The organism is Delftia acidovorans NBRC 14950 (assembly GCF_001598795.1).
GTDB classification, from domain to species: Bacteria; Pseudomonadota; Gammaproteobacteria; order Burkholderiales; family Burkholderiaceae_C; genus Comamonas; species Comamonas acidovorans.
The window spans coordinates 202,116-223,947 of the sequence record NZ_BCZP01000010.1 but is presented as its reverse complement, the minus strand read 5'-3'; the positions used below and the strand labels follow the sequence as shown (position 1 = coordinate 223,947).

At 68.2% G+C, this 21,832-nt stretch carries 21 protein-coding genes; 12 read left to right on the top strand and 9 right to left on the bottom strand.

Annotated features, from left to right (window positions below):
* Positions 1-11: 11 nt before the first annotated feature.
* From DA1_RS15515 to DA1_RS30455, 3 genes are read right to left on the bottom strand one after another with little or no spacing between them, the layout of a single operon-like run.
* Positions 12-1,487 carry an efflux transporter outer membrane subunit gene (locus DA1_RS15515; protein ID WP_034389642.1) on the bottom strand — a complete coding sequence of 492 codons (1,476 nt, stop codon included), beginning with the start codon at positions 1,485-1,487 and terminating at the stop codon, positions 12-14.
* Between the two features lie 33 nt (positions 1,488-1,520).
* Complete coding sequence (gene fabI, locus DA1_RS15510) at positions 1,521-2,288, bottom strand: enoyl-ACP reductase FabI (protein ID WP_013804678.1); 768 nt, start codon at positions 2,286-2,288, stop codon at positions 1,521-1,523.
* Positions 2,289-2,303: 15 nt separating this feature from the next.
* Entirely contained in the window at positions 2,304-2,468 is a 165-nt protein-coding gene (locus DA1_RS30455; protein WP_155294163.1) for a hypothetical protein, read from the bottom strand.
* A 382-nt stretch (positions 2,469-2,850) separates the two neighbouring features.
* Here DA1_RS30455 and DA1_RS15505 point away from each other — a divergent pair, with 382 nt between their 5' ends.
* The 11 genes from DA1_RS15505 to DA1_RS15455 all read left to right on the top strand — a co-directional run bounded on the left by DA1_RS15505 (position 2,851) and on the right by DA1_RS15455 (position 15,393).
* The gene (locus tag DA1_RS15505) at positions 2,851-4,347 is read left to right on the top strand and encodes a hypothetical protein (protein ID WP_034389643.1); all 1,497 of its coding nucleotides are present in this window, start codon (positions 2,851-2,853) and stop codon (positions 4,345-4,347) included.
* Positions 4,348-4,514: 167 nt separating this feature from the next.
* On the top strand, positions 4,515-5,627 hold the full coding sequence (locus tag DA1_RS15500) for a hypothetical protein (protein WP_034389645.1): 1,113 nt from the start codon (positions 4,515-4,517) through the stop codon (positions 5,625-5,627).
* Positions 5,628-5,649: 22 nt separating this feature from the next.
* Positions 5,650-6,894, top strand: a complete 1,245-nt coding sequence (locus DA1_RS15495) for a toxic anion resistance protein (protein ID WP_034389647.1) — start codon at positions 5,650-5,652, stop codon at positions 6,892-6,894.
* Between the two features lie 2 nt (positions 6,895-6,896).
* Complete coding sequence (locus tag DA1_RS15490) at positions 6,897-8,507, top strand: vWA domain-containing protein (protein WP_034389649.1); 1,611 nt, start codon at positions 6,897-6,899, stop codon at positions 8,505-8,507.
* Between the two features lie 28 nt (positions 8,508-8,535).
* On the top strand, positions 8,536-9,159 hold the full coding sequence (locus tag DA1_RS15485; RefSeq protein ID WP_034389651.1) for a hypothetical protein: 624 nt from the start codon (positions 8,536-8,538) through the stop codon (positions 9,157-9,159).
* 398 nt (positions 9,160-9,557) lie between these two features.
* Positions 9,558-10,145: an anthranilate synthase component II gene (locus DA1_RS15480; protein ID WP_012202700.1), complete on the top strand. Its 588-nt coding sequence runs from the start codon at positions 9,558-9,560 to the stop codon at positions 10,143-10,145.
* A gap of 29 nt (positions 10,146-10,174) precedes the next feature.
* Positions 10,175-11,209: an anthranilate phosphoribosyltransferase gene (gene trpD / locus DA1_RS15475; protein WP_013804671.1), complete on the top strand. Its 1,035-nt coding sequence runs from the start codon at positions 10,175-10,177 to the stop codon at positions 11,207-11,209.
* A 50-nt stretch (positions 11,210-11,259) separates the two neighbouring features.
* Complete coding sequence (trpC, locus tag DA1_RS15470) at positions 11,260-12,063, top strand: indole-3-glycerol phosphate synthase TrpC (RefSeq protein WP_012202702.1); 804 nt, start codon at positions 11,260-11,262, stop codon at positions 12,061-12,063.
* 185 nt (positions 12,064-12,248) lie between these two features.
* Positions 12,249-12,992, top strand: coding sequence for a right-handed parallel beta-helix repeat-containing protein (locus DA1_RS15465; RefSeq protein ID WP_051940489.1), 744 nt, complete (start codon positions 12,249-12,251; stop codon positions 12,990-12,992).
* An 18-nt stretch (positions 12,993-13,010) separates the two neighbouring features.
* Positions 13,011-14,504 carry a fibronectin type III domain-containing protein gene (locus tag DA1_RS15460; RefSeq protein WP_080736781.1) on the top strand — a complete coding sequence of 498 codons (1,494 nt, stop codon included), beginning with the start codon at positions 13,011-13,013 and terminating at the stop codon, positions 14,502-14,504.
* Positions 14,505-14,661: 157 nt separating this feature from the next.
* Entirely contained in the window at positions 14,662-15,393 is a 732-nt protein-coding gene (locus tag DA1_RS15455) for a uracil-DNA glycosylase (RefSeq protein WP_034389655.1), read from the top strand.
* On the opposite strand, the gene DA1_RS15450 is transcribed toward DA1_RS15455, so the two are convergent.
* Complete coding sequence (locus DA1_RS15450; protein ID WP_034389657.1) at positions 15,387-17,420, bottom strand: alkyl/aryl-sulfatase; 2,034 nt, start codon at positions 17,418-17,420, stop codon at positions 15,387-15,389. The genes DA1_RS15455 and DA1_RS15450 overlap by 7 nt on opposite strands.
* Before the next feature lie 87 nt (positions 17,421-17,507).
* Between DA1_RS15450 and DA1_RS15445 the strand changes: the two genes are divergently transcribed.
* On the top strand, positions 17,508-18,221 hold the full coding sequence (locus DA1_RS15445; RefSeq protein WP_034389659.1) for a Crp/Fnr family transcriptional regulator: 714 nt from the start codon (positions 17,508-17,510) through the stop codon (positions 18,219-18,221).
* Positions 18,222-18,280: 59 nt separating this feature from the next.
* Here the strand turns inward: DA1_RS15445 and DA1_RS15440 are convergent, their stop codons facing one another.
* The 5 genes from DA1_RS15440 to DA1_RS15420 form a co-directional block, all read right to left on the bottom strand.
* Positions 18,281-18,640 carry a hypothetical protein gene (locus tag DA1_RS15440; RefSeq protein ID WP_034389661.1) on the bottom strand — a complete coding sequence of 120 codons (360 nt, stop codon included), beginning with the start codon at positions 18,638-18,640 and terminating at the stop codon, positions 18,281-18,283.
* A gap of 95 nt (positions 18,641-18,735) precedes the next feature.
* Positions 18,736-19,119 carry a roadblock/LC7 domain-containing protein gene (locus tag DA1_RS15435; protein WP_016449547.1) on the bottom strand — a complete coding sequence of 128 codons (384 nt, stop codon included), beginning with the start codon at positions 19,117-19,119 and terminating at the stop codon, positions 18,736-18,738.
* On the bottom strand, positions 19,109-19,657 hold the full coding sequence (locus tag DA1_RS15430) for a GTP-binding protein (protein WP_034389663.1): 549 nt from the start codon (positions 19,655-19,657) through the stop codon (positions 19,109-19,111). The genes DA1_RS15435 and DA1_RS15430 overlap by 11 nt, the downstream gene beginning before the upstream one ends.
* The gene (locus DA1_RS15425; RefSeq protein WP_034389665.1) at positions 19,654-20,322 is read right to left on the bottom strand and encodes a hypothetical protein; all 669 of its coding nucleotides are present in this window, start codon (positions 20,320-20,322) and stop codon (positions 19,654-19,656) included. Before DA1_RS15425 ends, DA1_RS15430 begins: the two co-directional genes overlap by 4 nt.
* Positions 20,323-20,758: 436 nt before the next feature.
* Positions 20,759-21,679, bottom strand: a complete 921-nt coding sequence (locus DA1_RS15420; protein WP_034389667.1) for a LysR family transcriptional regulator — start codon at positions 21,677-21,679, stop codon at positions 20,759-20,761.
* Between the last annotated feature and the right edge of the window lie 153 nt (positions 21,680-21,832).

The window sequence follows — 21,832 nt, the reverse complement described above, 5'->3', positions numbered from 1 at the left end:
GTCCGGAGGCTTCAGGAATTCGGGGGATCGGCAGGCGTGGCCGGCAGGGTGGCGGGCAGCGCGGCAGGTTCCGCGCCGCTGCCGCCGCCCAGGGCGGCATACAGGCCCACCTGGCTGGACAGCAGGGCGCGCCGCGCCTGCACCAGTTGCTGGCGTGCGGCCAGCAGGTCGCGCTGGGCGTCCAGCACCTCCAGGTAGGCGGCCGAGCCGTTGTCGTAGCGCAGCTGCGCCAGCCGCGCGCGCTCGGCCTGGGCCTGCACGGCGGTGCGCTGCACGGTGATCTGCTCGGACAGCCAGCGGCGTGCGGCCAGGCCATCGGCCACCTCGCGGAAGGCGGTCTGGATGGCTTTCTCGTACTGGGCCACGGCCATGTCGCTGCGGATCTCGCCCAGCTCCAGGTTGGCGCGGCGCCGGCCGCCGTCGAAGATGGGCAGGGACACCGTGGGCACGAAGGCCCAGGCGCGGCTGCCGCCGTCGAACAGGCCGTCGAGTTCGGCGCTGGCCGTGCCCCAGCGGGCCGTGAGCGCAATGCGCGGGAAGAAGGCGGCGCGCGCCGCGCCGATCTGGGCCCGGGCCGCGCGCAGCTGGTGCTCGGCCGCGGCAATGTCGGGCCGCGCCGTGAGCAGTTCCGAGGGCAGGCCCGGCCGCAGCTCGGCCAGCACCAGGGCGTCGTCAAAGGGTGCGGCGGCGGGCAGCGGGCCCGGGTGGGCGCCGACCAGCTGGGCCAGGGCATGCAGCTGCTGCGCGCGTGCCAGCTCCAGCTGGGCCAGCAGGGCCTGCGCCTGGGTCAGCAGGGTCTGGACCTGGGCCAGCTGCAGGCGCGAGCTGGCGCCCACGGCCTCGCGGCGCGTGAAGATGCGAAAGGATTCCTGGCGCGTGGCCAGCGTCTCGCGCGCAATGGCCACGCGCTCGTCCAGCTCGCGCAGGCCCAGGTAGCCGTCGGCCACCTGGGCGATCAGCGCGGTCTGCACGGCGTGGCGGCCCGCATCGCTGGCCAGCCAGGTCTGCAGGGCCGCGTCCTTGAGGCTGCGCACGCGGCCCCACAGGTCCAGCTCCCAGCTGCTGAAGCCGACCTCGGCGCGGTACTCGCCGCTGACCACGGAGCGGCCCGAGAGGTTGAGGTCGCCAGGCACGCGAGCCCGTGCGGCCTGGCCGCCCACGCCAATGGCCGGGAACAGCTCGGAGCGCTGGATCTGGAAGGCCGCGCGCGCCTCTTCGGCGCGCAGCGCGGCCACGCGCAGGTCGCGGTTGTGCTCCAGCGCGGTGGCGATGAGCTGGCGCAGCACGGGGTCGGTGAAGTACTCGCGCCAGGGCAGGCCGGCGGCGGCGACACCCTGGGCGCCCGCCTGCAGATGGGCAGGCCAGGCCTCGGGCGTGGGCAGGGGCGGCGGCTCGTGCGGCGGCGCCAGGGAGGCACATCCTGCCAGGGCTGCGGCCAGTGCGGCTGCCAGCGCGGCGGCGGCGGTTCGGGGGAATGGGAGGGTCATCTGCAGTGCTGCGGGGCGCCGGTGCGGCAGCCGCTAGTTGAGGATGTGGTGGCCGCCATCGACATACAGCGTGCAGCCCGTGATGGCGCGCGCCCCGTCCGAGGCCAGGAAGGCGCACAGCGGCCCCACGTCGTCGGGCTGCAATTCGCCGGCAATGGGCGAGCGGCGCACGCTGTCGGCCACGAGTTCATCGAACGCGGCAATGCCCGAGGCCGCGCGCGTGGCGATGGGCCCGGGCGAGACGGCATTGACGCGGATGCGCGAGGGGCCCAGTTCGGCCGCCAGGTAGCGCGTGGTGGACTCCAGCGCGGCCTTGACCGGGCCCATGATTCCGTAGTGCGGCATGACCTCGCTGGCGCCCAGGTAGCTCAGCGTCATGAGGCTGCCGCCGCTGGCGGCCATCAGCGGCTCGGCCAGGTGCGCCATGCGGATGAAGGAGTGGCAGGAGATGTCCATGGCCAGCGCAAAGCCCTCGCGGGAGCTGTCCACCACGCGGCCCTGCAGGTCCTTGCGCGGGGCGTAGGCCACGGCGTGCAGCACGAAGTCCAGCCGGCCCCAGCGCACGGCGGCGGCATCGAACAGTGCGCGCATCTGCTCGTCGTCGCCCACGTCCAGCGGCATGCGCAGCTCGGCACCGATCTCGTCGAGCAGGGGCTCCACATGCACACGGGCCTTGTCGTTCTGCCAGGTCGCGCCGATCTCGGCGCCCGCCGCATGCATGGCCCGGGCACAGGCCCAGGCAATGCTGTCGCGGTTGGCGATGCCGACGATCAGGCCCTTTTTGCCAGCCAATAGCGTCATCTCGAATGCTCCAGATCAGAAGGTCTGCCGGGAAACAGGCCGCCTTGGGGCGGCTTCGTCAGGAATCACGGGGCATGGCGCGGCATTGCCGACATATGCGCCACGGCGAATGTTTGTATTTCCTGTGACTACGAAGCTTTTGATAGCTTGTTTTGATGCATGCAAATCAAAGGTTTGCATGCCAATATCGTCTCCTGGTCTTTTTCATTCTATCTATGTTGCACTGCAGCGACCGATTTTGGCGATGCCGTTTCGTTATATCGATGCAGTTCACTCCATAGTCTTGACTCAGGTCAAAGAGGGCGGCGTCACTGAGAGAATGTCGCTTGCCGCCGGTCGCTGCGTCCAGTAGAGCAATGGCGTCTTTTCTGCGCCAACAGCCAAACATTCCCTGTATTGGCCGGATTTCAATGAATACAAGGTTTTCACACCATATTGGTGCACGGGGGGTAAAGAAAATCGGAAATCTGCCGATGGTCCATGAACAGAGAAAATCCCCTGCCTGCAAAGGCCTGGGCCGCCACATTCAGTCAGGACAAGACCGAAGGAAGACGATCAATCCATGACCAGCATTTCATCCACCGGCGCCAGCTTTGCCGCCAGCGCAGCGGGCATGCGGCCCACGGTGTCCGTGAGGTCGTCAGCGACCACGGCAGCTGCTGCACCCGCCGAACCGGGCACGCAGGTCACGCTGGGCCAGTCCACAGGGTCCAGCGTCATCTATGCCAAACCGCAGCCCGTGGAACTGGGCCAGTTCAGGCTGACCCGGGCCTGGGCCTCGCAAGACAGGGACGACATCAGCACCCTGATGGCGCGCAACCTGGGCCTGGGCCCGTCGGCCAGCCTGGCCGACCGCTGGCGCGGCCTGGGCGGCGCCCTGCTGTCGCGCTTTGCGGCCACGCCGTCGGACTACCAACAGACGGTTGCGGAGTACCAGGCGCCCACGGCGGCCGACTCCGTCGCAGGCAGCGCGGATGCGCAGGCCCTGGACAAGTCCGCACTGAGCGATGTGTCCGTGGGCGCTGCCACCGTGAGCCTGAAGATCCGCACGCAATCGGGCCAGACCGTGGAGCTGCGGATTGCCACGAACGACGGCAGCGAAGCGGGCAGCAGCAGCGGGCTGCGGGTCGAGGTCAAGAGTTCCGGCACCTTGAGCCAGGCCGAGAGCGCGGCCATTGCCCAGCTGGCCGACGGGCTGGACGAAGCGCTGGAAGGCCTGGGAAAGCCGGGCAAGCCCCAGCTGGAACTGGGCAAGCTGATGGACTTCGACCGCAGCGTGCTGTCCGGCCTGGACCTGGACATCAAGAACCCCAAGCCTTCGCAGTCCCTGTCCTCGTTCAGCCTGCATGTGGGCGCCGATGGCCGATCGGTGGCGATGAAGGGCGCGGCTGGCGAGCTGGCCGTCAACCTGGAGTCCGATGCCCCCGTGGGCGCCAGCGCTTCACAGCGCCAGTCCGCGCTGGACCAGCATCTGAAGCGCTTTGATGCCGCCGCGCAGCGCGGCCGTGCGGATGCGGCGCTGGTGGACATGTTCAAGAGTGCCTTCAGTCAGCTGCACAACGCGCAGGCGCCGGCCGCGCCGGGCGCCATCGTCGCGCTCTCCGGGCTGGAGCGTTCCGTGCAGTCCCTGCAAAGCGGTCTGGCCGATTTCCAGGCCAGCTTCAGCGGTGATTTCGAGAACACCAACGAATTCGGCGCCGTGACCGAAATCGGCCGCGCCGAGTACCAGGTGGGCCAGAAGACCACCCGGCAGTCCCGCGGCAGGGAGGGCGAGTCGATCGCCCAGGTGGTGACCGAGTCCCTGAACGCCGAGTCCAAAAAGGCGCGCAACCGCAGCATGCTGGATTTGCAGTCGGGCAACTATGACCTGACCAAGGTGCAGGACAGCCGCACCATCACCACGCTGATCGAGACAGCCGGCAAGCAGGTCACCGGCGCGCTGCGCAAGACGCAAGAGCGCCAGATGCAGACGTGGGACCAGCTGGTGGAGCACCGCACCCAGCAGCACCGCGAAACGCCCGGTGGGCGCAGCTTCACTGAGCAACTCGCGCTGAGGTAGTCGCGCTGAGATAGTCGCGTTGAGGTAGTCGCGGCGCGGGCCGGGCCGCGTGTCGTCGTTGTGTCACAAAACTTCCGTATAAGAAGTTTTTTTGAACAAAACATGACAACGGCCCGCGCGTTCATGACCGAATTTCATCTTGCCGTCATCCAGGGCGGAGCCTCTCAATGAACGCGCGCCGTGCTTTGGCGGCGGGGCTGGCGGCGCTGCTGCTGGCGGCCGTGGGCGGCGGCGTCTGGTACTCGCGCACGGCCCTGGTGCAGGACCGCCAGGCGCAGCTGACGCAGCAGCCGTCCGTGACGGCACGCGGCCTGATCGGCTCCGAGAAGGAAGCCTTCTTCCAGGACGAGCGCGTGCGCGACGTGCTGGCGCGCCACGGCGTGACGGTGACGGTGCAAAAGGCCGGCTCGCGCAGCATTGCCAACAGCTACGACCCCAAGCAGTACGACTTCGGCTTTCCCTCGGGTGCGCCGGCTGCAGCCCAGCTCAAGGCGGCGGCCAGGGCCGCTACCGTCTATACGCCGTTCTACACGCCCATCGTGTTCGCCAGCTGGCGGCCCATTGCCGAGATCCTGATCGCCAACGGCGTTGCGCAAAAGCAGGGCGACTTCTTTTACGTGACCGATCTTCCCTCCCTGCTGGCCATGGCCGGCAAGGGCACGCGCTGGCGTGACCTGAAGGCCTCCGGCGCCTTTGCCACCGGCAAGGCCGTGCTGCCCGCCAGCACCGATGTGCGCAGCTCCAACAGCGCGGCCATGTACCTGGCGCTGGCCAGCTATGTGCTCAACGGCCAGCAGGTGGTGCAAAGCCCGGCCGACCTGGAGCGCGTGATGCCCCAGGTGGCGCCGCTGTTTTTGCGCCAGGGCTTCCAGGAAAGCTCGTCGGCCGGGCCGTTCGAGGACTACCTGGCCCTGGGCATGGGCAAGGCGCCGCTGCTGGTGGCCTATGAATCGCAGCTGGTGGAGTTCCTGCTGCGCCACCCGCAGCGCAGAAGCGGCGAGATGGTGATGCTCTACCCGCAGCCCACGCTGTATTCCAAGCATGTGCTCGTGCCCTACACGCCTGCGGGCGATCGCGTGGGCCAGCTGCTCGAATCCGATCCGCAACTGCGCGCATTGGCGCAGGAATACGGCTTTCGCACCGGCGGCGACACGCACGGGCCCGAGCGCTGGGCCGGGCAGGGCGTGCAGGCGCCCGCGCAGCTGGTGGATGTGATCGATCCGCCCAGCCAGGAGTGGCTGGAGCGAATGATCGTGGACATGGAGCAGCGCTTCAAATGACCGAACGTTCCAGGAGCAACCGATGAGCAACACCCCCCAGACCACCACTGCCAGCGCCGCCGTGGCCGTGCCTGCACAGGAGCAGGATTTCGTGCTGGAGCCGCCTGCGCCCGCCCTGCCCGTGCCCATCGAGTCGGCCAGCGGCAAGGTCCGCCTCAAGGCCGAGGAAGTGCAGCAGCTGGACGCACAGGTGGCGCAGTTCATCGACGACATCACCGCCAACGACAGCCAGTCGCCCGCCTTCAAGGGCGCGGTCGAGCGCATCCACGGCATGGGCAACAAGGAGGTGCAGGCCGCTGCCGCCGTCTCCAACCGCATGCTGGAGCGCCCCGTCAAGACGCTGAACAACGGCCTGTTCGACCAGGGCAGCCAGATCGGCCAGGGCCTGATCGAGCTGCGCCGCCAGGTGGAGGCGCTGGACCCCTCGCGCCAGGACGACCTGTTCAAGCCGCGCAAGCTGCTGGGCCTGATCCCCATGGGCAACAGGCTGGTGGACTACTTCGACAAATTCCAGTCCAGCCAGAGCCACCTGAACGCCATCATCGACAGCCTCAAGCGCGGCAAGGACGAGCTGCTGCGCGACAACGCCGCCATCGAGCAGGAAAAGGCCAACCTGTGGGGCCTGATGGAGCGGCTGGAAAAATACATCCACATCGGCAAGAAGCTGGACGCGGCGCTGGATGCCAAGGCCGCACAGCTGGACGCCAGCGACCCCGAAAAGGCCCGCGTGGTGCGCGAGGACATGCTGTTCTACGCACGCCAGAAGGTCACCGACCTGCTCACCCAGATGGCGGTGAACGTGCAGGGCTACCTGGCGCTGGACCTGGTGCGCAAGAACAACCTCGAACTGGCCAAGGGCGTGGACCGCGCGACCACCACCACGGTCTCTGCCCTGCGCACGGCCGTCATCGTGGCGCAGGCGCTGGCCAACCAGAAGCTGGTGCTGGACCAGATCACGGCGCTGAACACCACCACGGGCAACCTGATCGCCGGCACCAGCGAGCTGCTGCGCGAGCAAAGCGGCAAGATCCACGAGCAGGCGGCCAGCAGCACCATCGACATCGCCAAGCTGCAGCAGGCCTTCGGCAACATCTACCAGACCATGGACGCCATGGCCGACTTCAAGGTCAAGGCCCTGGCCTCCATGCAGACCACGGTGGACACGCTGTCGCAGGAGGTGGACAAGTCCCGCGCCTATCTGGAAAAGAGCCGCCGCGAGGACGTGCGCGAGGCGCTGCAGGCGCCCGCCGGCGAGGTGGTGCTGTGAGCATGTTCCGGCGCCTGGCGGCCTGGTGGCTGCTGGGTCTGGCGCTGGCCCTGGCCGGCTGCGGCAAGTCGCCCGAACCCGCGACGCAGGCCGCGGCAAAGGCCGATGCGCCTGCTGGTCCCCAGGGTGCATTCACCGTGCTGGCCGGCTCCGAACTCAAGGACGTGGCGCCCGCGCTGGAGCAGGCCGCCACGGCGGCGGGCGTGCCGCTCAAGCTCAGCTATGCGGGCACGCTGGAGATGGTCGAACACATCAATGCGGGCGAGCAGTACGACGCCATCCTGCCGCCCAATGGCGCCTATCCCGCGCTGGCGCTGGCGAACAAGCCGCTGGCGCGCGAAAAGCTTTTCTACTCGCGTGTGGCCCTGGGCGTGAAGACACCGGTGCTGCAAAAGCTGGGCTGGGACAAGGCCCCGCCCACCTGGGCCGACATCGCACGCGCTGCCGCCCAGGGCCGGCTGCGCTACGGCATGACCAATCCGGCCAGCTCCAACACCGGCATGAGCGCGCTGTTCGCCGTGGCCTCGGCCGTGGCCGGCAAGACCGAGGACCTGGACGCCAGGGAGGTCAATGCCAAGGTGCTCAAGGACTTTCTGTCGGGTCAGAAGCTCACGGCAGGCAGCTCCGGCTGGCTGGCCGAGGCCTTCGAGCGTGAGCCCGGCGCCGTCGATGCGCTGGTCAACTACGAGGCCGTGATCCTGCGCCTGAACGAGAAGCTGCCCGCCGCCGACCGGCTAACCCTGGTCTACCCGCGCGACGGCGTGATCTCGGCCGACTATCCGCTGATGCTGATCAACGCTGCGCGGCGCGCCGACTATGACAAGCTGGTCGCCCAGTTCAAGGCCCCCGCCTTCCAGGGCCAGCCGCTGCGCCAGGCCCAGTTGCGCCCCGCCAGCCCCGAGGCACAGGCCAGCCCGGCGCTGCCCACGGCGCCCGTGGTGGAGTTGAGCTTTCCGAACCGGCTGGAGGTGATCGATGCCGTGCTCTCGGCCTACCAGAGCGATCTGCGCCGCCCGGCCACCAGCATCTTCGTGCTGGACGTGAGCGGCTCCATGAAGGGTGCGCGGCTGGCGCAGATGAAGGAGGCGCTCAAGCTGCTGTCCGGCGCCGAGGCCTCGGCCGCCAGCCAGCGCTATGCCGCCTTCCAGGCGCGCGAGCGCGTGCTGCTGATTCCTTTCTCGGGCCTGGTCGGCCAGCCCGCGCGCGTGCAGTTCGCGGCGGGCGACCTGCAGGCCGCAAGCGCCCAGGTGCTGGCCTATGCCGACAGCCTGGTGGCCGACGGCGGCACGGCCATCTATGACGCGCTCACGCTGGCCCAGCAGCAGGCACGCCAGGAGCTGCGGGCCGATCCCGAGCGCTTCGTCAGCATCGTGCTGCTGACCGATGGCGCCAACACGGCCGGCCGCGACTGGGCCGCGTTCGAGCGCGAGCAGCGCATGGCGCGCGACGGCGGCGCGCCGCTGGTGCGCGTCTTTCCCATCATCTTTGGCGAGGCGCAGTCCGGCGAAATGCAGGCCCTGGCCGCGCTGACGGGCGGGCGCGCCTTCGATGCGCGCAACACCGGCAAGAGCGGACTGCCGCTGGTGTTCAAGGAAATCCGGGGCTACCAGTGACAGCGCCGCCACCGATCGGACCCGCCTGATGCGCCGCCTGCAGCTTTTCTTCTACGGCAACGGCAACCTCGCCGGCCTGGCGCTGGCCCTGCTGGGGCCGGTGCTGCTGTTTGCCGGCGTGATCGGTGCCGGCTGGGGCTGGATCACCCTGGGCCTGTACGTCGCGGGCCTGCTGCTGGGCTGGGCCCTGCAGCCCGCGGGCGCCAGCTTCGAGCGGGCGCTGCAGCAGCACTGGAGCGCCGAGGACATCCGCGAACGCATCGACGAACTGGTGCAAAAGGCCCGCCCGATGCTCACGCCCGAGATGCAAAAGCACCTGGACAGCGTGCGCGGCTCGGTGCACGAGGTGCTGCCCTCGCTGGCCGAGGCCGGCCCGGTCTTCAACGACGGCCTGTTCACCGTGCGCGAGACGGTGCTGGAGTACCTGCCCGCCACGCTGTCGCACTATGCGGCGCTGCCGCCGCTGTTCCGTGTCACCCAGCCCGTGCAGGACGGCAAGACGCCCAGGCAACTGTTGACCGAGCAGCTGGCGCTGCTGGCCGGGCAGATGCAGCAGGTGGTGGCCCATGTGGCGGCCAGCGATGCGCAGGCGCTGCTGGCCAACGGGCGCTTTTTGAAGCAGAAGTTCGACCAGCCGGATTTCCTGAAGTGAGGCGCCCGCAGGGTCGTCCCGCCACGCTGCGCGGACCCTGTGTTAGCATGCTCCGCCATGCAGCCTGCTGCATTCCCGTCTTCCAGACACTTGAACTCTCGATCCAAGACAGCCATGAACGGTACGCCCGTTTCGATCATCGTTGCACAGTGGTGGCGCTTCCAATAAGGAAGCGGCACGTCGTTGCGGTTGCGTACCGCGCCTTGCCGCCGTGACGGCAGCAAGGCTCACCCAGCAGATGGCTCCCCGGCACGGCGGCTCCCAGAACCCAGGAGATTGCCCAGATGCCCTCAGATTCCCCCTTCCAGACCCAGGCAGCATTGCGCGCATTCCCGCGCCAGCCTTCGCTGCGGCATGCCCGCGCCACCCGTTTTTCCCTTTGAGACCCAGGAGCCGGTATGACCAGACTGCTGATGATCGACAACTACGACAGCTTCACCTACAACATCGTCCAGTACTTCGGCGAGCTGGGTGCCGATGTCACCGTGGTGCGCAATGACGAGGCCACGCTGGACGAGGTGATCGCCCTGGTCGAGCGCGAGAAGATCGACCGCCTGGTGATCTCGCCCGGCCCCTGCTCGCCGGCCGAGGCGGGCATTTCCGTGGCGGCCATCCAGCACTTTGCAGGCCGCCTGCCCATCCTGGGCGTGTGCCTGGGCCACCAGAGCATTGGCGCGGCCTTCGGCGGCGACATCGTGCGCGCGGGCCAGCAGATGCATGGCAAGACCAGCGTCATCACCACCGACCGCAAGGGCGTGTTCGCCGACCTGCCCGAGCAGTTCACGGTCAACCGCTACCACTCGCTGGCCATTGCGCGCTCCAGCCTGCCCGAATGCCTGGAGATCACGGCCACCAGCGAGGACGGCGAGATCCAGGGCGTGCGCCACACCAGCCTGGCCATCGAGGGCGTGCAATTCCACCCCGAGAGCATCCTCACCGAGCATGGCCACGCCATGCTGAAGAATTTCCTGGAACAGAAGGCCTGAGCAGGCCGGCACCCAACCGAGACACCGCAATGACCCAGATCACCCCCCAGGAAGCGCTGCAGCGCACCATCGAGCACCGCGAAATCTTCCACGACGAGATGCTGCACCTGATGCGCCTGATCATGCGCGGCGAGCTGTCGCCCGTGATGACGGCCGCCATCGTCACCGGCCTGCGCGTGAAGAAGGAGACCATCGGCGAGATCACGGCCGCGGCCGAGGTCATGCGCGAGTTCTCCAACAAGGTCCATGTGGAGGACAAGCGCCACCTGGTGGACATCGTGGGCACGGGCGGCGACGGCGCCAACACCTTCAACATCTCCACCTGCTCCATCTTCGTGATCGCGGCGGCGGGCGGCAAGGTCAGCAAGCACGGCGGGCGCAGCGTCAGCAGCAAGAGCGGCAGCGCCGACGCCATGGAGGCGCTGGGCGTCAACATCCAGCTCAGCCCCGAGCAGATCGCGCGCAGCATCGCCGACGTGGGCATCGGCTTCATGTTCGCGCCCAACCACCACCCGGCCATGAAGAACGTGGCGCCCGTGCGCAAGGAGCTGGGCGTGCGCACCATCTTCAACATCCTGGGCCCGCTGACCAATCCGGCCAGCGCGCCCAACATCCTCATGGGCGTGTTCCACGAGGACCTGGTCGGCATCCAGGTGCGCGCGCTGCAGCGCCTGGGCGCCGAGCACGCCATCGTGGTCTATGGCCGCGACGGCCTGGACGAGATCAGCCTGGGCGCGGGCACCCTGGTGGGCGAGCTCAAGGACGGCGTGGTGCGCGAGTACGAGATCCATCCCGAGGACTTCGGCCTGCGCATGGTGGGCACGCGCGCCTTCAAGGTGGACAATCCCGAGGAATCCAAGGCCATGCTGCTGGGCGTGCTCCATGGCGAAAAGAGTGCCGCGCGCGACATCGTCTGCCTGAACGCGGGTGCCGCCCTGTATGCGGCCAACGTGGCCTCCAGCATTGAGGACGGCATGGCCCGCGCCCAGGCGGCGCTGGACAGCGGCGCTGCCCTGGCCAAGCTCAACGAACTCGTGGCCTACACGGCCCGGCTGACGGCCTGAGCCGCGCAGCCCCCATCGACCACCGAATACAAGAAACCAAGGAAAGCAACGTGTCCGACATCCTCAAGCAAATCTGCGACGTGAAAGTGCAGGAAGTGGCCGCCGCCCAGAAGCGCATGCCCTTCGCGGACATGCGCCGCGACGCCGAAAGCCGCGTGCTCACGCGCGACTTCGTGGGCGCGCTGCGCGCCAAGATCGCCGCCGGCCAGGCCGGCGTGATCGCCGAGATCAAGAAGGCCAGCCCCAGCAAGGGCGTGATCCGCGAGGACTTCATCCCCGCCGACATCGCGCAAAGCTATGCCGATGGCGACGGCAAGGGTGTCAGCGCCGCCTGCCTCTCGGTGCTGACCGACAAGCAGTTCTTCCAGGGCAGCGTGGACTATCTCAAGCAGGCGCGCGCCAGCTGCCACCTGCCCGTGCTGCGCAAGGATTTCATGGTCGATCCCTACCAGATCTACGAATCGCGGGCCATGGGCGCCGACTGCGTGCTGCTGATCGCCGCCTGCCTGGACGACGCGCAGATGGCCGAGATGGAACAGATCGCCCACAGCCTGGACATGGCCGTGCTGGTCGAGGTCCACGACGGCGCCGAACTGGACCGCGCCCTCCGGCTCAAGACGCCGCTGGTGGGCATCAACAACCGCAACCTGCGCAGCTTCGAGGTCAGCATCCAGACCACGCTGGACCTGCAAAAGAACGTGCCCGCCGACCGCCTGCTGGTCACCGAGTCGGGCATCGGCAGCCGCGAGGACGTCAAGGCCATGCGCGATGCCGGCATCCACAGCTTCCTGGTGGGCGAGGCCTTCATGCGCGCCAAGGAGCCGGGAGAGGCGCTGGCCAAGCTGTTTGCCTGAAGCCGAGACCGGATCGGTCCCTCGGTGGAGCGCCACCGAAGCAGCCCGCCGCAGCCATGCGTGCGGGCTTTTTTTTGTGCAAATAGTGTTTCTGAAAGTTTTTCGTTCGCATGATAATTATTGACAATGCGCATGAAATGCCGATCCGGCAACATGGCCGCAGCCCATCGCCTACGGAGATTCCGATGTCGTTCATTCCCCGTGCCCCTTTCCTGTCCAGCCGCGGCTGGGCTGCCCTCATCGTTTGCGCATCGGCCACGCTGGCATCCTCCGGCGCCTGGGCACAGGCCACGCGCACCTGGGTCTCGGGCGTGGGCGATGACGTCAACCCCTGCAGCCGCACGGCTCCCTGCAAGACGTTTGCGGGGGCCATCTCCAAGACGGCCGCCAATGGCGAGATCAACGTGCTGGATCCTGCGGGCGTCGGTGGACTCACTATCACCAAGTCCATGCAGGTGGACGGCACAGGCGTGCTTGCCGGCGTGCTGGTCTCCGGTACCGCGGGCATCACCATCAACGCGGGTGTTTCTGACACCGTGGTGCTGCGGGATCTGGACATCGTCGGCAACGGCACAGGAACGTTCGGCGTCAGAATCGTCCAGGCAGGCAAAGTGGTGCTGGACAACGTCAGGATCCAGGGCTTCACGCAGGCGGCGGTGAAGGTCGATACGGGCGCTACTTCTGTGTCTGTTCTGGTGCAACGCTCGCAATTGCTGGGCAATGTAGTGCCAGCACAGGGCGAGCCGGAACGCGCCGCCATCAGTGTCCAGAGCACGGCCGCCCAGGTCTACCTGTCCAACACCACGGTGTTCGGCAATGACAAGGCGTTCAACGCTGTGGCTGGCGGGAAGATCACCTCGTTCAACAACAACCGGGTCATGGGCAACACCCAGGACAGCGCGCCCACCGACACCGTCTACGAACGCTGATCGGCGCAAGGCAGCATCATGCACAGCGTAAAAGGCGTTGCCCGCAAGTCCTGTCTGGGGCTTGCGGTGTTTGCGGCCCTGGGCCCGGCGCAAGCCGCCGAACTGCTGGCCAACGGCAGTTTCGAGCAGAACTCCGGTCCGGGTTCCCTGGTTTTCACGGGCTGGCAATCCGTGTCCCAGGCCGGCTCCAAGGGCGGCTTCGCCGCCCAGCAAGGCACCAGGGGCGCCATCACGCCCGTGGCCGTGCCTGCACCTCCCGACGGGGCGTTTGCCCTCATGAGCGACCAGCCCGGCCCCGGCAGCCATGTGCTCTACCAGGACGTCGCCATTCCGGCGGGCAGCCCGGCCACGCTGAGCGCCCGCGTCCATGTCCAGAATGCGGCCAAGGTCGCTGCGGCGCCGGCCACGCTTGACTACACGGTGGCTGCGCCCAACCAGCAGGTGCGCATCGACGTCATGAACCCTGCAGCCGCGCCCGACAGCCTGGGCGCCGGTGTGCTGGCCAATGTCTTCCAGTGGCCGCCGGCCACGGTGCCCGGCCCTTCGGCCAGCGGCAGCGGCTACCAGTCGCTGCAGTTCGACCTGTCGGCCTACGCGGGCCAGACCGTGCGGCTGCGCATTGCCGAGGTGGACAACCGGCAAAGCCTGTTCTTCGGCGTGGATGCGATGAGTGTCTGGTCCGGCAGCGTTCCGGGCGCACTTCAGCCACCTGCCGATACGGGCTTTTTCGCGCAGGGCACGGCCATGCAGCTGACCTTCGATCCGGTCGCCTCCATCCCCGGCCAGACGGTCACGGGCTATGTGGCGCAATGCGTCCCGCAAGGCGGCGGCGCGGTGCTGACGGGCACGTCCAGCACTCCGACGGTGGCGGTCAACGGCCTGACGCCCGGCGTGGCCTACAACTGCAGCGTGGCGGCACAGTCCAGCAGCGGCGCGGGGCCAGCCTCGCAGCCCCTGACGGTCAACGCCCCTGTCGCTGGCGCCACCACCATCTCGACCCTGCAAGGCGGCAGCGCGACGCTGACCGTCAGCAATCCGGCCAGCGGCTGCAGCCTGCAATCGGCATCGCTGGTGCGTGCGCAAAGCCTGCCCACGGCGCCGCCCCAGGGTGCAGCGGCCTATCCGCTGGGCGTGCTGAACCTGCGCTCGTCGGGCTGCAACTCAGGCGCGACGCTGAAGCTCAGCGTCACCATGCCGCAGGCCCTGCCCGCGGGTGCCCAGTACTGGAAATACGGTCCCACGGCGGCCAACCCGGCACCGCACTGGTATGCCTTCAACGACGGCTTCAAGGTGATCTCGGCCAATACCTACACCCTGGAAGTCCAGGACGGTGGCCTGGGCGACGATGACCTGCAGGCCAATGGCGTGGTGGTCGATCCGGGCGGCATCATGGTGATGGCGGCGACGTCTGCTGCAGCCATTCCCGTGTGGAACCTTGCGGGTCTGGCGGCCACATCGGCCTCGGTGCTGCTGGCCATGGCGGCAATGCGCCGGCGCCGCCGGACGCGCTGATGCGCTGACGTGCATGTCGCACACGCCGGGCGGCTGTGCGACTGCGGGTATCCTCAGGACATCAATGCACCGGCCGCGCGCCGGTGCATTCCCGTTTCTTTCGTACCTTCGAGGAACCACCATCGCGCGCCATGCGTGCGCTGGTGCCCCATCCGCCATGGCCCTTCAAGACGACGCAATCGCCCCGGCGCAAGCCGACCAACTCCAATCCGCCGATCCCTCCGACTGGCCCGTTGCGCCCGACTGGCAGCCCTTGGTCGAGGACTTCTTCGCGGGTGCCACGGGCCAGCAGCTGCTGACCTTTCTGCACCAGCGCCTGGAAGCTGGCGCGGTGATCTTCCCGCCCCAGCCGCTGCGCGCGCTGGAGCTGACCCCGCCCGAGGAAGTGCGCGTGGTCATCCTGGGGCAGGACCCTTACCACGGCCGGGGGCAGGCCGAAGGCCTGTCGTTCTCGGTGGCGCCGGGCGTGCGCATGCCGCCCTCGCTGCAGAACATCTTCAAGGAGATGCAGCGTGACCTGGGCGTGCCCTTCCCGCCGTTTCCCAACCCGGGCGGCAGCCTGGTCAAGTGGGCGAAGAACGGCGTGCTGCTGCTCAACACCTGTCTCACGGTGGAGGAAGGCCAGGCGGCCAGCCACTCGGGCAAGGGCTGGGAGCTGCTGACCGATGCGGTGATCCGACACATCGCCCAGGGCGCGCGCCCCGTGGTCTTCATGCTCTGGGGCAGCCATGCGCAGTCCAAGCGCGCCTTCATTCCGGCCGACCGGGGCCATCTGGTGCTGACCAGCAACCATCCCTCGCCTCTGTCGGCGCTGCGCCCGCCCGTGCCCTTCATCGGCAACGGGCACTTCGGCAAGGCGCGCGACTTCCGCGCCCAGCACGGTTACTGAGCGGCTCGTTCGGGGCGTGGCTCCACCATGGGGAACACGCTGTCGAAGCGGTCCAGCATGGACATGAGCGCCGCTACCTTGGAGGCGTCGCCCTCGATGCGCAGCTGGCCGCTCTTGATGGCCTCGGCCATCGTGGTCTCCTGGCCTGCAATGGCGTCCAGCGTGGCGCGCGTCAGGCGCAGGCTGGCATGGGCGGCGGGCGCAAGGCCCGGGCTCTGGGTGAGGGCGCTGTTCTCCAGGTTCAGGCTGCGCTGCTCGCCGGTGTCGGTGAAGGTCCAGTTGAGCACGATGCGCTGGCCTGCGGCCTTGCCGGCGTCCAGCCGCACGCCCAGGTAGTCGAAGAACATCTCCAGCGGCAGGCTGCGCACCAGGTCGCGTGCGGTGCTGCCGGGCCTGGGCAGCTGGGGCACGCCCTGGCGCAGTTCCGCCGCGCCCTGCAGGAAGGCGTTGCGGGCCGTGGCCGACTCCATCTGGTAGCCCAGCTGTTCATAGGCATTGGCGGCCAGGCGGCGCGCGGCCTGGTTGGCCGGGTCGGCAAAGACCAGCTGCGAGGCGATCTGCGCCACCCAGCGGTATTCGCCGCGTTCGTAGTCGGCCTGCGCACGGCGCAGCACGGCGTCGGCGCCCCCCATGTATTCCACGGTCTTGCGTGCGGCGGGCACGGGCGGCAGCGCCTCCAATTGCGCCGGATTGCCTTCGTAGTAACCCAGGTAGTGCTGGTAGATGGCGCGGATGTTGTGGCGCAGGTGGCCGTAGAAGGCATGCGTTGCGCCGTCGCGGGCCAGGGATTCGGGCATCTTCAGCATCTCGGCGATCTCCGAGCCCACGTAGCCGTGGTTCATGAGGCGCACGGTCTGGTCGTGCAGGTATTTGTAGGTGTCGCGCTGGCCGGCCAGCAGGTGCTGCAGCCGGGGCTGGCCCCAGACCGGCCAGTGGTGCTGGGCAATCAGGATCTCGGCCTTGCCGCCATAGGTGTGCAGGGCGTCGTTCAGGTGGCGCGACCAGCCCAGCGCATCGCGCACCTGGGCGCCGCGCAGCGGCAGCAGGTTGTGCTGTGTGTGCACGGCGATCTCGGCCATGTTCAGCACCTTGAGCTGGGGGTAGTACATGATCATCTCGGCCGGCGCCTCGGCCCCGGGCGTGAGCGCGAACTCGATGTCCACGCCGTCGATGCGCAGGGTCTCGCGCGGCTTGTCGATCACGCGCGTGGGCGCGATCAGCCCCATGGTGCCGGGCGCACCCGCCTTGCCCAGCCCTGCGTCCACCTGTCCCCTGGCATTGCGCGGCAGCAGCATGCCGAACTGGTAGAGCGCGCGCCGGCCCATGGCGTGGCCGGCGATCACGTTCTCGCCCACGGCCTCGGCCATGAAGCCAGCCGGCGCGATGACCTGCACGCGGCCTGCATCCACCTCTTCCTGGCGCACCACGCCGCGCACGCCGCCGAAATGGTCCACATGGCTGTGCGAGTAGATGACGGCCACCACGGGCTTGCGCGGGCGGTGCTGGAAGTACAGGTCCATGGCGGCCTGGGCGGTCTCGGTGTACATCAGCGGATCGACCACGATCAGGCCGGTCTCGCCCTCGATGATGCTCATGTTCGACAGGTCCAGGCCGCGTACCTGGTAGAGCCTGTCGGTCACCTGGAACAGGCCGCTGACGCGGTTGCGCTGGGCCTGGCGCCACAGCGCGGGGTGCACGGTGTCGGGCGCCTGGTCCTGCTCCAGGAAGGCATAGGACTGCATGCTCCAGATGGGACGGCCCTGGGCATTGCGCACGACCAGGGTGTCGGCCGGTGCGATCAGGCCGCGCCGGGCGTCCTCCATGGCCTGCGCATCGTCCAGCGGCTGCTGTGCCAAGGCCGCCTGCTGGGCCGCGCGCGTGGCGGCGCTGGCCGGCTGGGGCCTGGCCATGTCGGAGACGGGCAGGGTGCTTTGGGCGCAGGCGCTCAGCAAAGCGGCTGTGGCCAGGCTGGCCAGCAGGCGGGAAGGGCGCGCCAGCGCGCGGGGCAGGGGGTGTGAGGCTTGCATGGGAAGGTCTCCTGGCATGTTCGATGTCAGCGGCGAAAATACGCAGGCCCGCCGGCTGTGTCTGTCAGCCACCCGACATCCCTTTCCATGCAAGCTTCCCTCGCCTTTTCCTACCTGCCCACGCTGCGCGCCGGCCGCTGGTTCAGCGCACTGGCGCCGCAGTTTGCCGATTTGCTGCTGGCGCTGGCCCAGCCGCGCAGCCTGGAGACGGGCGAGGCCCTGTTCCTGCGCGGCGATGCGCTGGAGGGTGGGCTGTTCGCCGTGGTCCGTGGCAGCATCGGTTTCTCCGGTGTGGGTGGCCAGAGCGAGCATGCGCGCGAGGCCCTGCTCACGCGCATGGGCCCGGCCACCTGGTTTGGCGAGATCGCGCTGTTCGACGGTTCGCCGCGCACCCACGATGCCCACGCCATGGAGCCCAGCGTGGTGTTGCAGGTGCCGCGCCAGCCGCTGCTGGACTGGCTGCAGCAGCACCCCGCGCACTGGCATGACCTGGGCGTGCTGATGTCGGGGCGCATGCGCGCGGCCTTTGCGGCGCTGGAGGATCTGGCCCTGCTGCCCGCACCCCAGCGCCTGGCGCGCCGCCTGGTGGCCATGGCGCGCGGCTACGGCGAGCGGCTGGACGATGTGCCGGCCCGGCCGCGCCTCGATATCACGCAGGAGCAGCTGGCGCGCATGCTGTCGATCTCGCGCCAGACCACCAACGTGCTGCTGCAGGGCCTGCAGGCGCGCGGCCTCATCCGGGTGCAGCGCGGCGAGATCGAGATCCTGCAGTGGCAGGCGCTGTGCGCCGAGCGGTTCTGAGAAGGCCCGGTTGTGAGAGGGTCCATCAAGGCGGCGCTACGCGCTGCAGGCCGCCTGCTTCAGACCACCAGCACGCCTTCCACGTCCTGCACCTTGCGCCGCGCCAGCGCGAGATTGGCCTTGGCCTTGTCGAGCACCAGGTAGAGGAACAGTCCCTCGTGGTGGGTGGAGGGGCGCAGGATGTGGTACTGCTTGCTCAGCGTGATGAGGATGTCCTCGATGGTGTCTTCCAGGCCCAGCGAGCGCATGGTTTTGAGTTTGGCGCGCACCAGTTCGGTGTTGCCGGCGGCAGCCAGCTCCAGGTCCACGCCCGATCCGTCCTGCCCCAGGATCATGCCGCTGTTGTAGTCCACCAGTGCAGCGCACATGGCGCCGTCGCAGCGCATCAGTTCATCCATGGTTTGCTTGATATTGGCCATTGTTTTCCTAACTCCCTTGTGTTGCGAAAATGTTCTGCACCTTCGCGGTGCCTTCTTGCCGGATGCATATGAGCAGCCCTTGCCTGCCTTTGCCATCACGCTTGTTCCAGCGTCCGCACGGCCTCGCGCGAGACATAGAGAACCTGGCCCAGAACGGCCTCGCGCGAGGCCACCACGCTGATGACCAGCGTCAGGCCCGGGCGCTGTGCCTGCAGCATGACGATGAAGCCCTCGGCCGCCTCGACCACCACGTTGGCGCAATGCCCGAGCTGGTTCTCCTCGCCGGCGATCATGCCCAGCGCCGCCATCGAGCTGGCCATTGCAGACAGCCGCGCCGTGCTGCCCTGGCCTTGCGCACGGGCGGCCACCTCGAAGCCGTCCTCGGTGCTGACCACGCAGCCACGCACGCCGTGCAACCTGCTCATCAGCGACTGCACCGCCGCCTGGGCTGCAGCCTTCAAGGCAGCGTCATTCTTCATGGGACTTCTCCTGGGCAAGGGCTTCAATCTGCAGCAGCAACAGCTCGATCAGGGCCACCACCTGCTGGGGGTTGCGCACATCGGCCGGCACCACGGGGCACAGCAGGCCGCGCGATTGCAGGTGCACGGCAAAGCTGTCCAGATCAGGCGCTGTGTACTCCTGCATGCGGCATACCGCCACCACGCATGCCGTGCTGCGCAAGGCATCGGACAGGCCCTGGACATAGATATCCAGGTCGGCCAGCGGATCGGAGCGGCTGTTGTCGATCAGCAAGATCACGCCCAGCGCGCCGCGCGAGAGGATGCGCCACATGAAGTCAAAGCGCTCCTGCCCGGGCGTGCCGTAGAGGTACAGCTTCTCGCCGTTGTCCAGGGTCAGCTCGCCATAGTCCATGCCGGCCGTCGTCAGCGCCTTGTCCAGGGTGTCATCGGTGTTGCGCACGTCGGTGCTCACGGGGGCGATCTCGCTGACGCAGCGGATGGCCGTGGTCTTGCCTGCGCCTGGAGGGCCGGAAATCAGGATCTTGAGTTCGCTCATGGGCGCGCTCCTGCAAACCGGGCCAGGCGAAGGCGTATGCGTTCGAGCACGCCCCTGTCCGGCGCAGGGTTGCCGGGGGGCGGTGCGGCGGGCGGGCGGGCCGAGGCCCAGCGCAGCAGGCCGGCGGCGTCCAGCTCGTTCAGAAAACCGGCACAGATCTCGGGCGGCAGGCCCGAGCGCTGGCACAGGGTCTGCATCGTCGTGGGCTGGCCTGTCAGCAAGGTGGCCAGGCGGATATGGTGGGATCTCGTCAGCAGTTGCGGCGACGGCCAGCGCCGCAGCTGCAGCAGCATCAGCTGATGCTGCGTGTGCAGGCCGCTGGCGTGTGCCTTGGCGCTGGCCGGTTTGCCGTGCACCGACAGGATGCGTGCGCCCATGGTGTTGAGGCATTCCTCCAGCGCATCGGCGCGCAGGGGCATGCTCAGATGACCGCCCGCAGGAAAGGCCCCCTTGGGCTGCCCGCCCACGCGCAGCGTCAACGCGGGCGGGGCGGCAGGCGCTTCGGCCAGTTCGCCATGCGCCACCGTCATGTCCGCCTGGGATTCGCGCCACGTCCAGCGGTGCCGTGTGCGGTGATTCACCATCAGCACATAGGAGCGGAACAGCTTGGCGTCGCGGTCCGACAGGCCATGCAGCATGAAGGTCAGTTCGGTTCGCTCATCCATGCTGTGCCTCCCGCTGCAATTGCCGCTTGCGCCCTCCGGTCTGGTTCGTGTACATGCCTTGCCTCTTGTTTGCAGGTCCGGCGATGGCCGGGTTGTCCGTGTATTCATTCAGGAGCGGGAGTCAAGGGGTTCCGTAAAGGAAGCCCGGCGACAGAGATGCGAATGATAGGAACGGCGCCGGCGGCTGGCTGTCCGGTCGCGCAGGAGAATCCGAATCGGCTGAGTCAGAATCAGAGTAGTCCTATCCGATTCATGCCCGATCCGCTCCCGTCTTCGGTGGACCGATCAGGGCGATGGATGAATCACGGGTCTGCAGGGCAGTAAAAACCGGAGCTTTCCGAGTTTTGCCCCTCCGCCCATGTTCGGACTGTGGTCTCTTTTCTGGCCTGCCCTGTTTCCGTGGTGTCTGGCGGGCGCTGCCCGCGATGCCCTCCGGTTACCAGGGACCGGGCAACCGCAGCTGCAGCATTTCCAGGAAGGACTGCGCCGCATGCGGCAGCGTGCGGCCGGCCAGGGTCTGCACCTCGATGTCGCGCAGGTCCATGCCCCGGTCGCTGAGCGCCACGGCCACCAGTGCGCCTGTGGCCACCATGTGGCGCGCGGCGATCTCGCTGGCCACGGCCACGGCGGCGCCCTGGGCTGCAAAGTTCAGCAGGGTCTTGCCGTGATTGCTCTCCATCACCGGCATCAGCATCAGGCCCTGGCGGCTGCAGGCCGCGTCCAGCAGCTGGCGCACGGCAGTATCGGCCGGTGTGAGTGCCAGGGGGTGGCGTACCAACTGGGCCAGCGACAGGCGGCGCGCCTGGGCCAAGGCATGGCCGGGTGCGACCAGGGCCACCAGCGGCGCCGCCACGCGGCAGGCCACGGCAATGCCTTTTTCAGGCGCGCGGCTGAAGCACAGGCCGATGTCGGCCGTGCCGCTGCGCACGGCCTCTGGCACGGCAGGCGTGGGCAGCACCATCACCTCGAAGACGATGCCGGCATGCGCGCGCTGGAACGCTGCGCACAGGCGCGGCAGGAACTCGTTGGCAAAGGCGTCGGAGCTTGCGATGCGCACGCGGCCGCTGCGCAGCCCCTGCAGGGCCTCGATCTCGCCCAGCGCGCGCTCGGCATCCAGGCCGGCGCGGCGCACATGGTCGGCCAGGATCTCCCCGGCCGCATTGAGCACCATGCCGCGCGGGTGGCGTTCGAACAGCGGCGTGCCCAGCAGCCCCTCCAGCGCCGCGATCTGGCGGCTGATGGCCGAGGCCGCCACATGCAGCCGCGCCGAGGCCTCGGTCAGCGATCCGCATTGCGCCACTTCGTGGAAGTAGCGCAGCGCGGTGTCCTGCAAAAGAAGGTGGCGGGCGTCGGGCATGTCGCCCCGATTGTCATCAATTTGCCGCAGAGGCAACGCAGGTTTGCAAATTTGCTGATGGCGGCAAAGGGGCGAGGGTTCTACGATGGCCTGTTGCGGCGTTGCTGGGGAGCAGCGGCTGCAGCCGTCCAACCCCTGTCCAGGAGTGTGCCC

What these genes read in the sequence shown, in the direction of transcription:
- DA1_RS15460 (WP_080736781.1), top strand. Translation starts at nt 13,011, where the DNA reads ATGCACAGCGTAAAAGGCGTTGCCCGCAAGTCCTGTCTGGGGCTTGCG.
- fabI (WP_013804678.1), bottom strand. Translation starts at nt 2,288, where the DNA reads ATGACGCTATTGGCTGGCAAAAAGGGCCTGATCGTCGGCATCGCCAAC.
- DA1_RS15450 (WP_034389657.1), bottom strand. Translation starts at nt 17,420, where the DNA reads ATGCAAGCCTCACACCCCCTGCCCCGCGCGCTGGCGCGCCCTTCCCGC.
- DA1_RS15435 (WP_016449547.1), bottom strand. Translation starts at nt 19,119, where the DNA reads ATGAAGAATGACGCTGCCTTGAAGGCTGCAGCCCAGGCGGCGGTGCAG.
- trpD (WP_013804671.1), top strand. Translation starts at nt 10,175, where the DNA reads ATGACCCAGATCACCCCCCAGGAAGCGCTGCAGCGCACCATCGAGCAC.
- DA1_RS15420 (WP_034389667.1), bottom strand. Translation starts at nt 21,679, where the DNA reads ATGCCCGACGCCCGCCACCTTCTTTTGCAGGACACCGCGCTGCGCTAC.
- DA1_RS15515 (WP_034389642.1), bottom strand. Translation starts at nt 1,487, where the DNA reads ATGACCCTCCCATTCCCCCGAACCGCCGCCGCCGCGCTGGCAGCCGCA.
- DA1_RS15495 (WP_034389647.1), top strand. Translation starts at nt 5,650, where the DNA reads ATGAGCAACACCCCCCAGACCACCACTGCCAGCGCCGCCGTGGCCGTG.
- DA1_RS15425 (WP_034389665.1), bottom strand. Translation starts at nt 20,322, where the DNA reads ATGGATGAGCGAACCGAACTGACCTTCATGCTGCATGGCCTGTCGGAC.
- DA1_RS15440 (WP_034389661.1), bottom strand. Translation starts at nt 18,640, where the DNA reads ATGGCCAATATCAAGCAAACCATGGATGAACTGATGCGCTGCGACGGC.
- DA1_RS15465 (WP_051940489.1), top strand. Translation starts at nt 12,249, where the DNA reads ATGTCGTTCATTCCCCGTGCCCCTTTCCTGTCCAGCCGCGGCTGGGCT.
- DA1_RS15480 (WP_012202700.1), top strand. Translation starts at nt 9,558, where the DNA reads ATGACCAGACTGCTGATGATCGACAACTACGACAGCTTCACCTACAAC.
- DA1_RS15500 (WP_034389645.1), top strand. Translation starts at nt 4,515, where the DNA reads ATGAACGCGCGCCGTGCTTTGGCGGCGGGGCTGGCGGCGCTGCTGCTG.
- DA1_RS15455 (WP_034389655.1), top strand. Translation starts at nt 14,662, where the DNA reads ATGGCCCTTCAAGACGACGCAATCGCCCCGGCGCAAGCCGACCAACTC.
- DA1_RS15430 (WP_034389663.1), bottom strand. Translation starts at nt 19,657, where the DNA reads ATGAGCGAACTCAAGATCCTGATTTCCGGCCCTCCAGGCGCAGGCAAG.
- DA1_RS15485 (WP_034389651.1), top strand. Translation starts at nt 8,536, where the DNA reads ATGCGCCGCCTGCAGCTTTTCTTCTACGGCAACGGCAACCTCGCCGGC.
- DA1_RS15505 (WP_034389643.1), top strand. Translation starts at nt 2,851, where the DNA reads ATGACCAGCATTTCATCCACCGGCGCCAGCTTTGCCGCCAGCGCAGCG.
- DA1_RS30455 (WP_155294163.1), bottom strand. Translation starts at nt 2,468, where the DNA reads ATGCAAACCTTTGATTTGCATGCATCAAAACAAGCTATCAAAAGCTTC.
- DA1_RS15445 (WP_034389659.1), top strand. Translation starts at nt 17,508, where the DNA reads ATGCAAGCTTCCCTCGCCTTTTCCTACCTGCCCACGCTGCGCGCCGGC.
- DA1_RS15490 (WP_034389649.1), top strand. Translation starts at nt 6,897, where the DNA reads ATGTTCCGGCGCCTGGCGGCCTGGTGGCTGCTGGGTCTGGCGCTGGCC.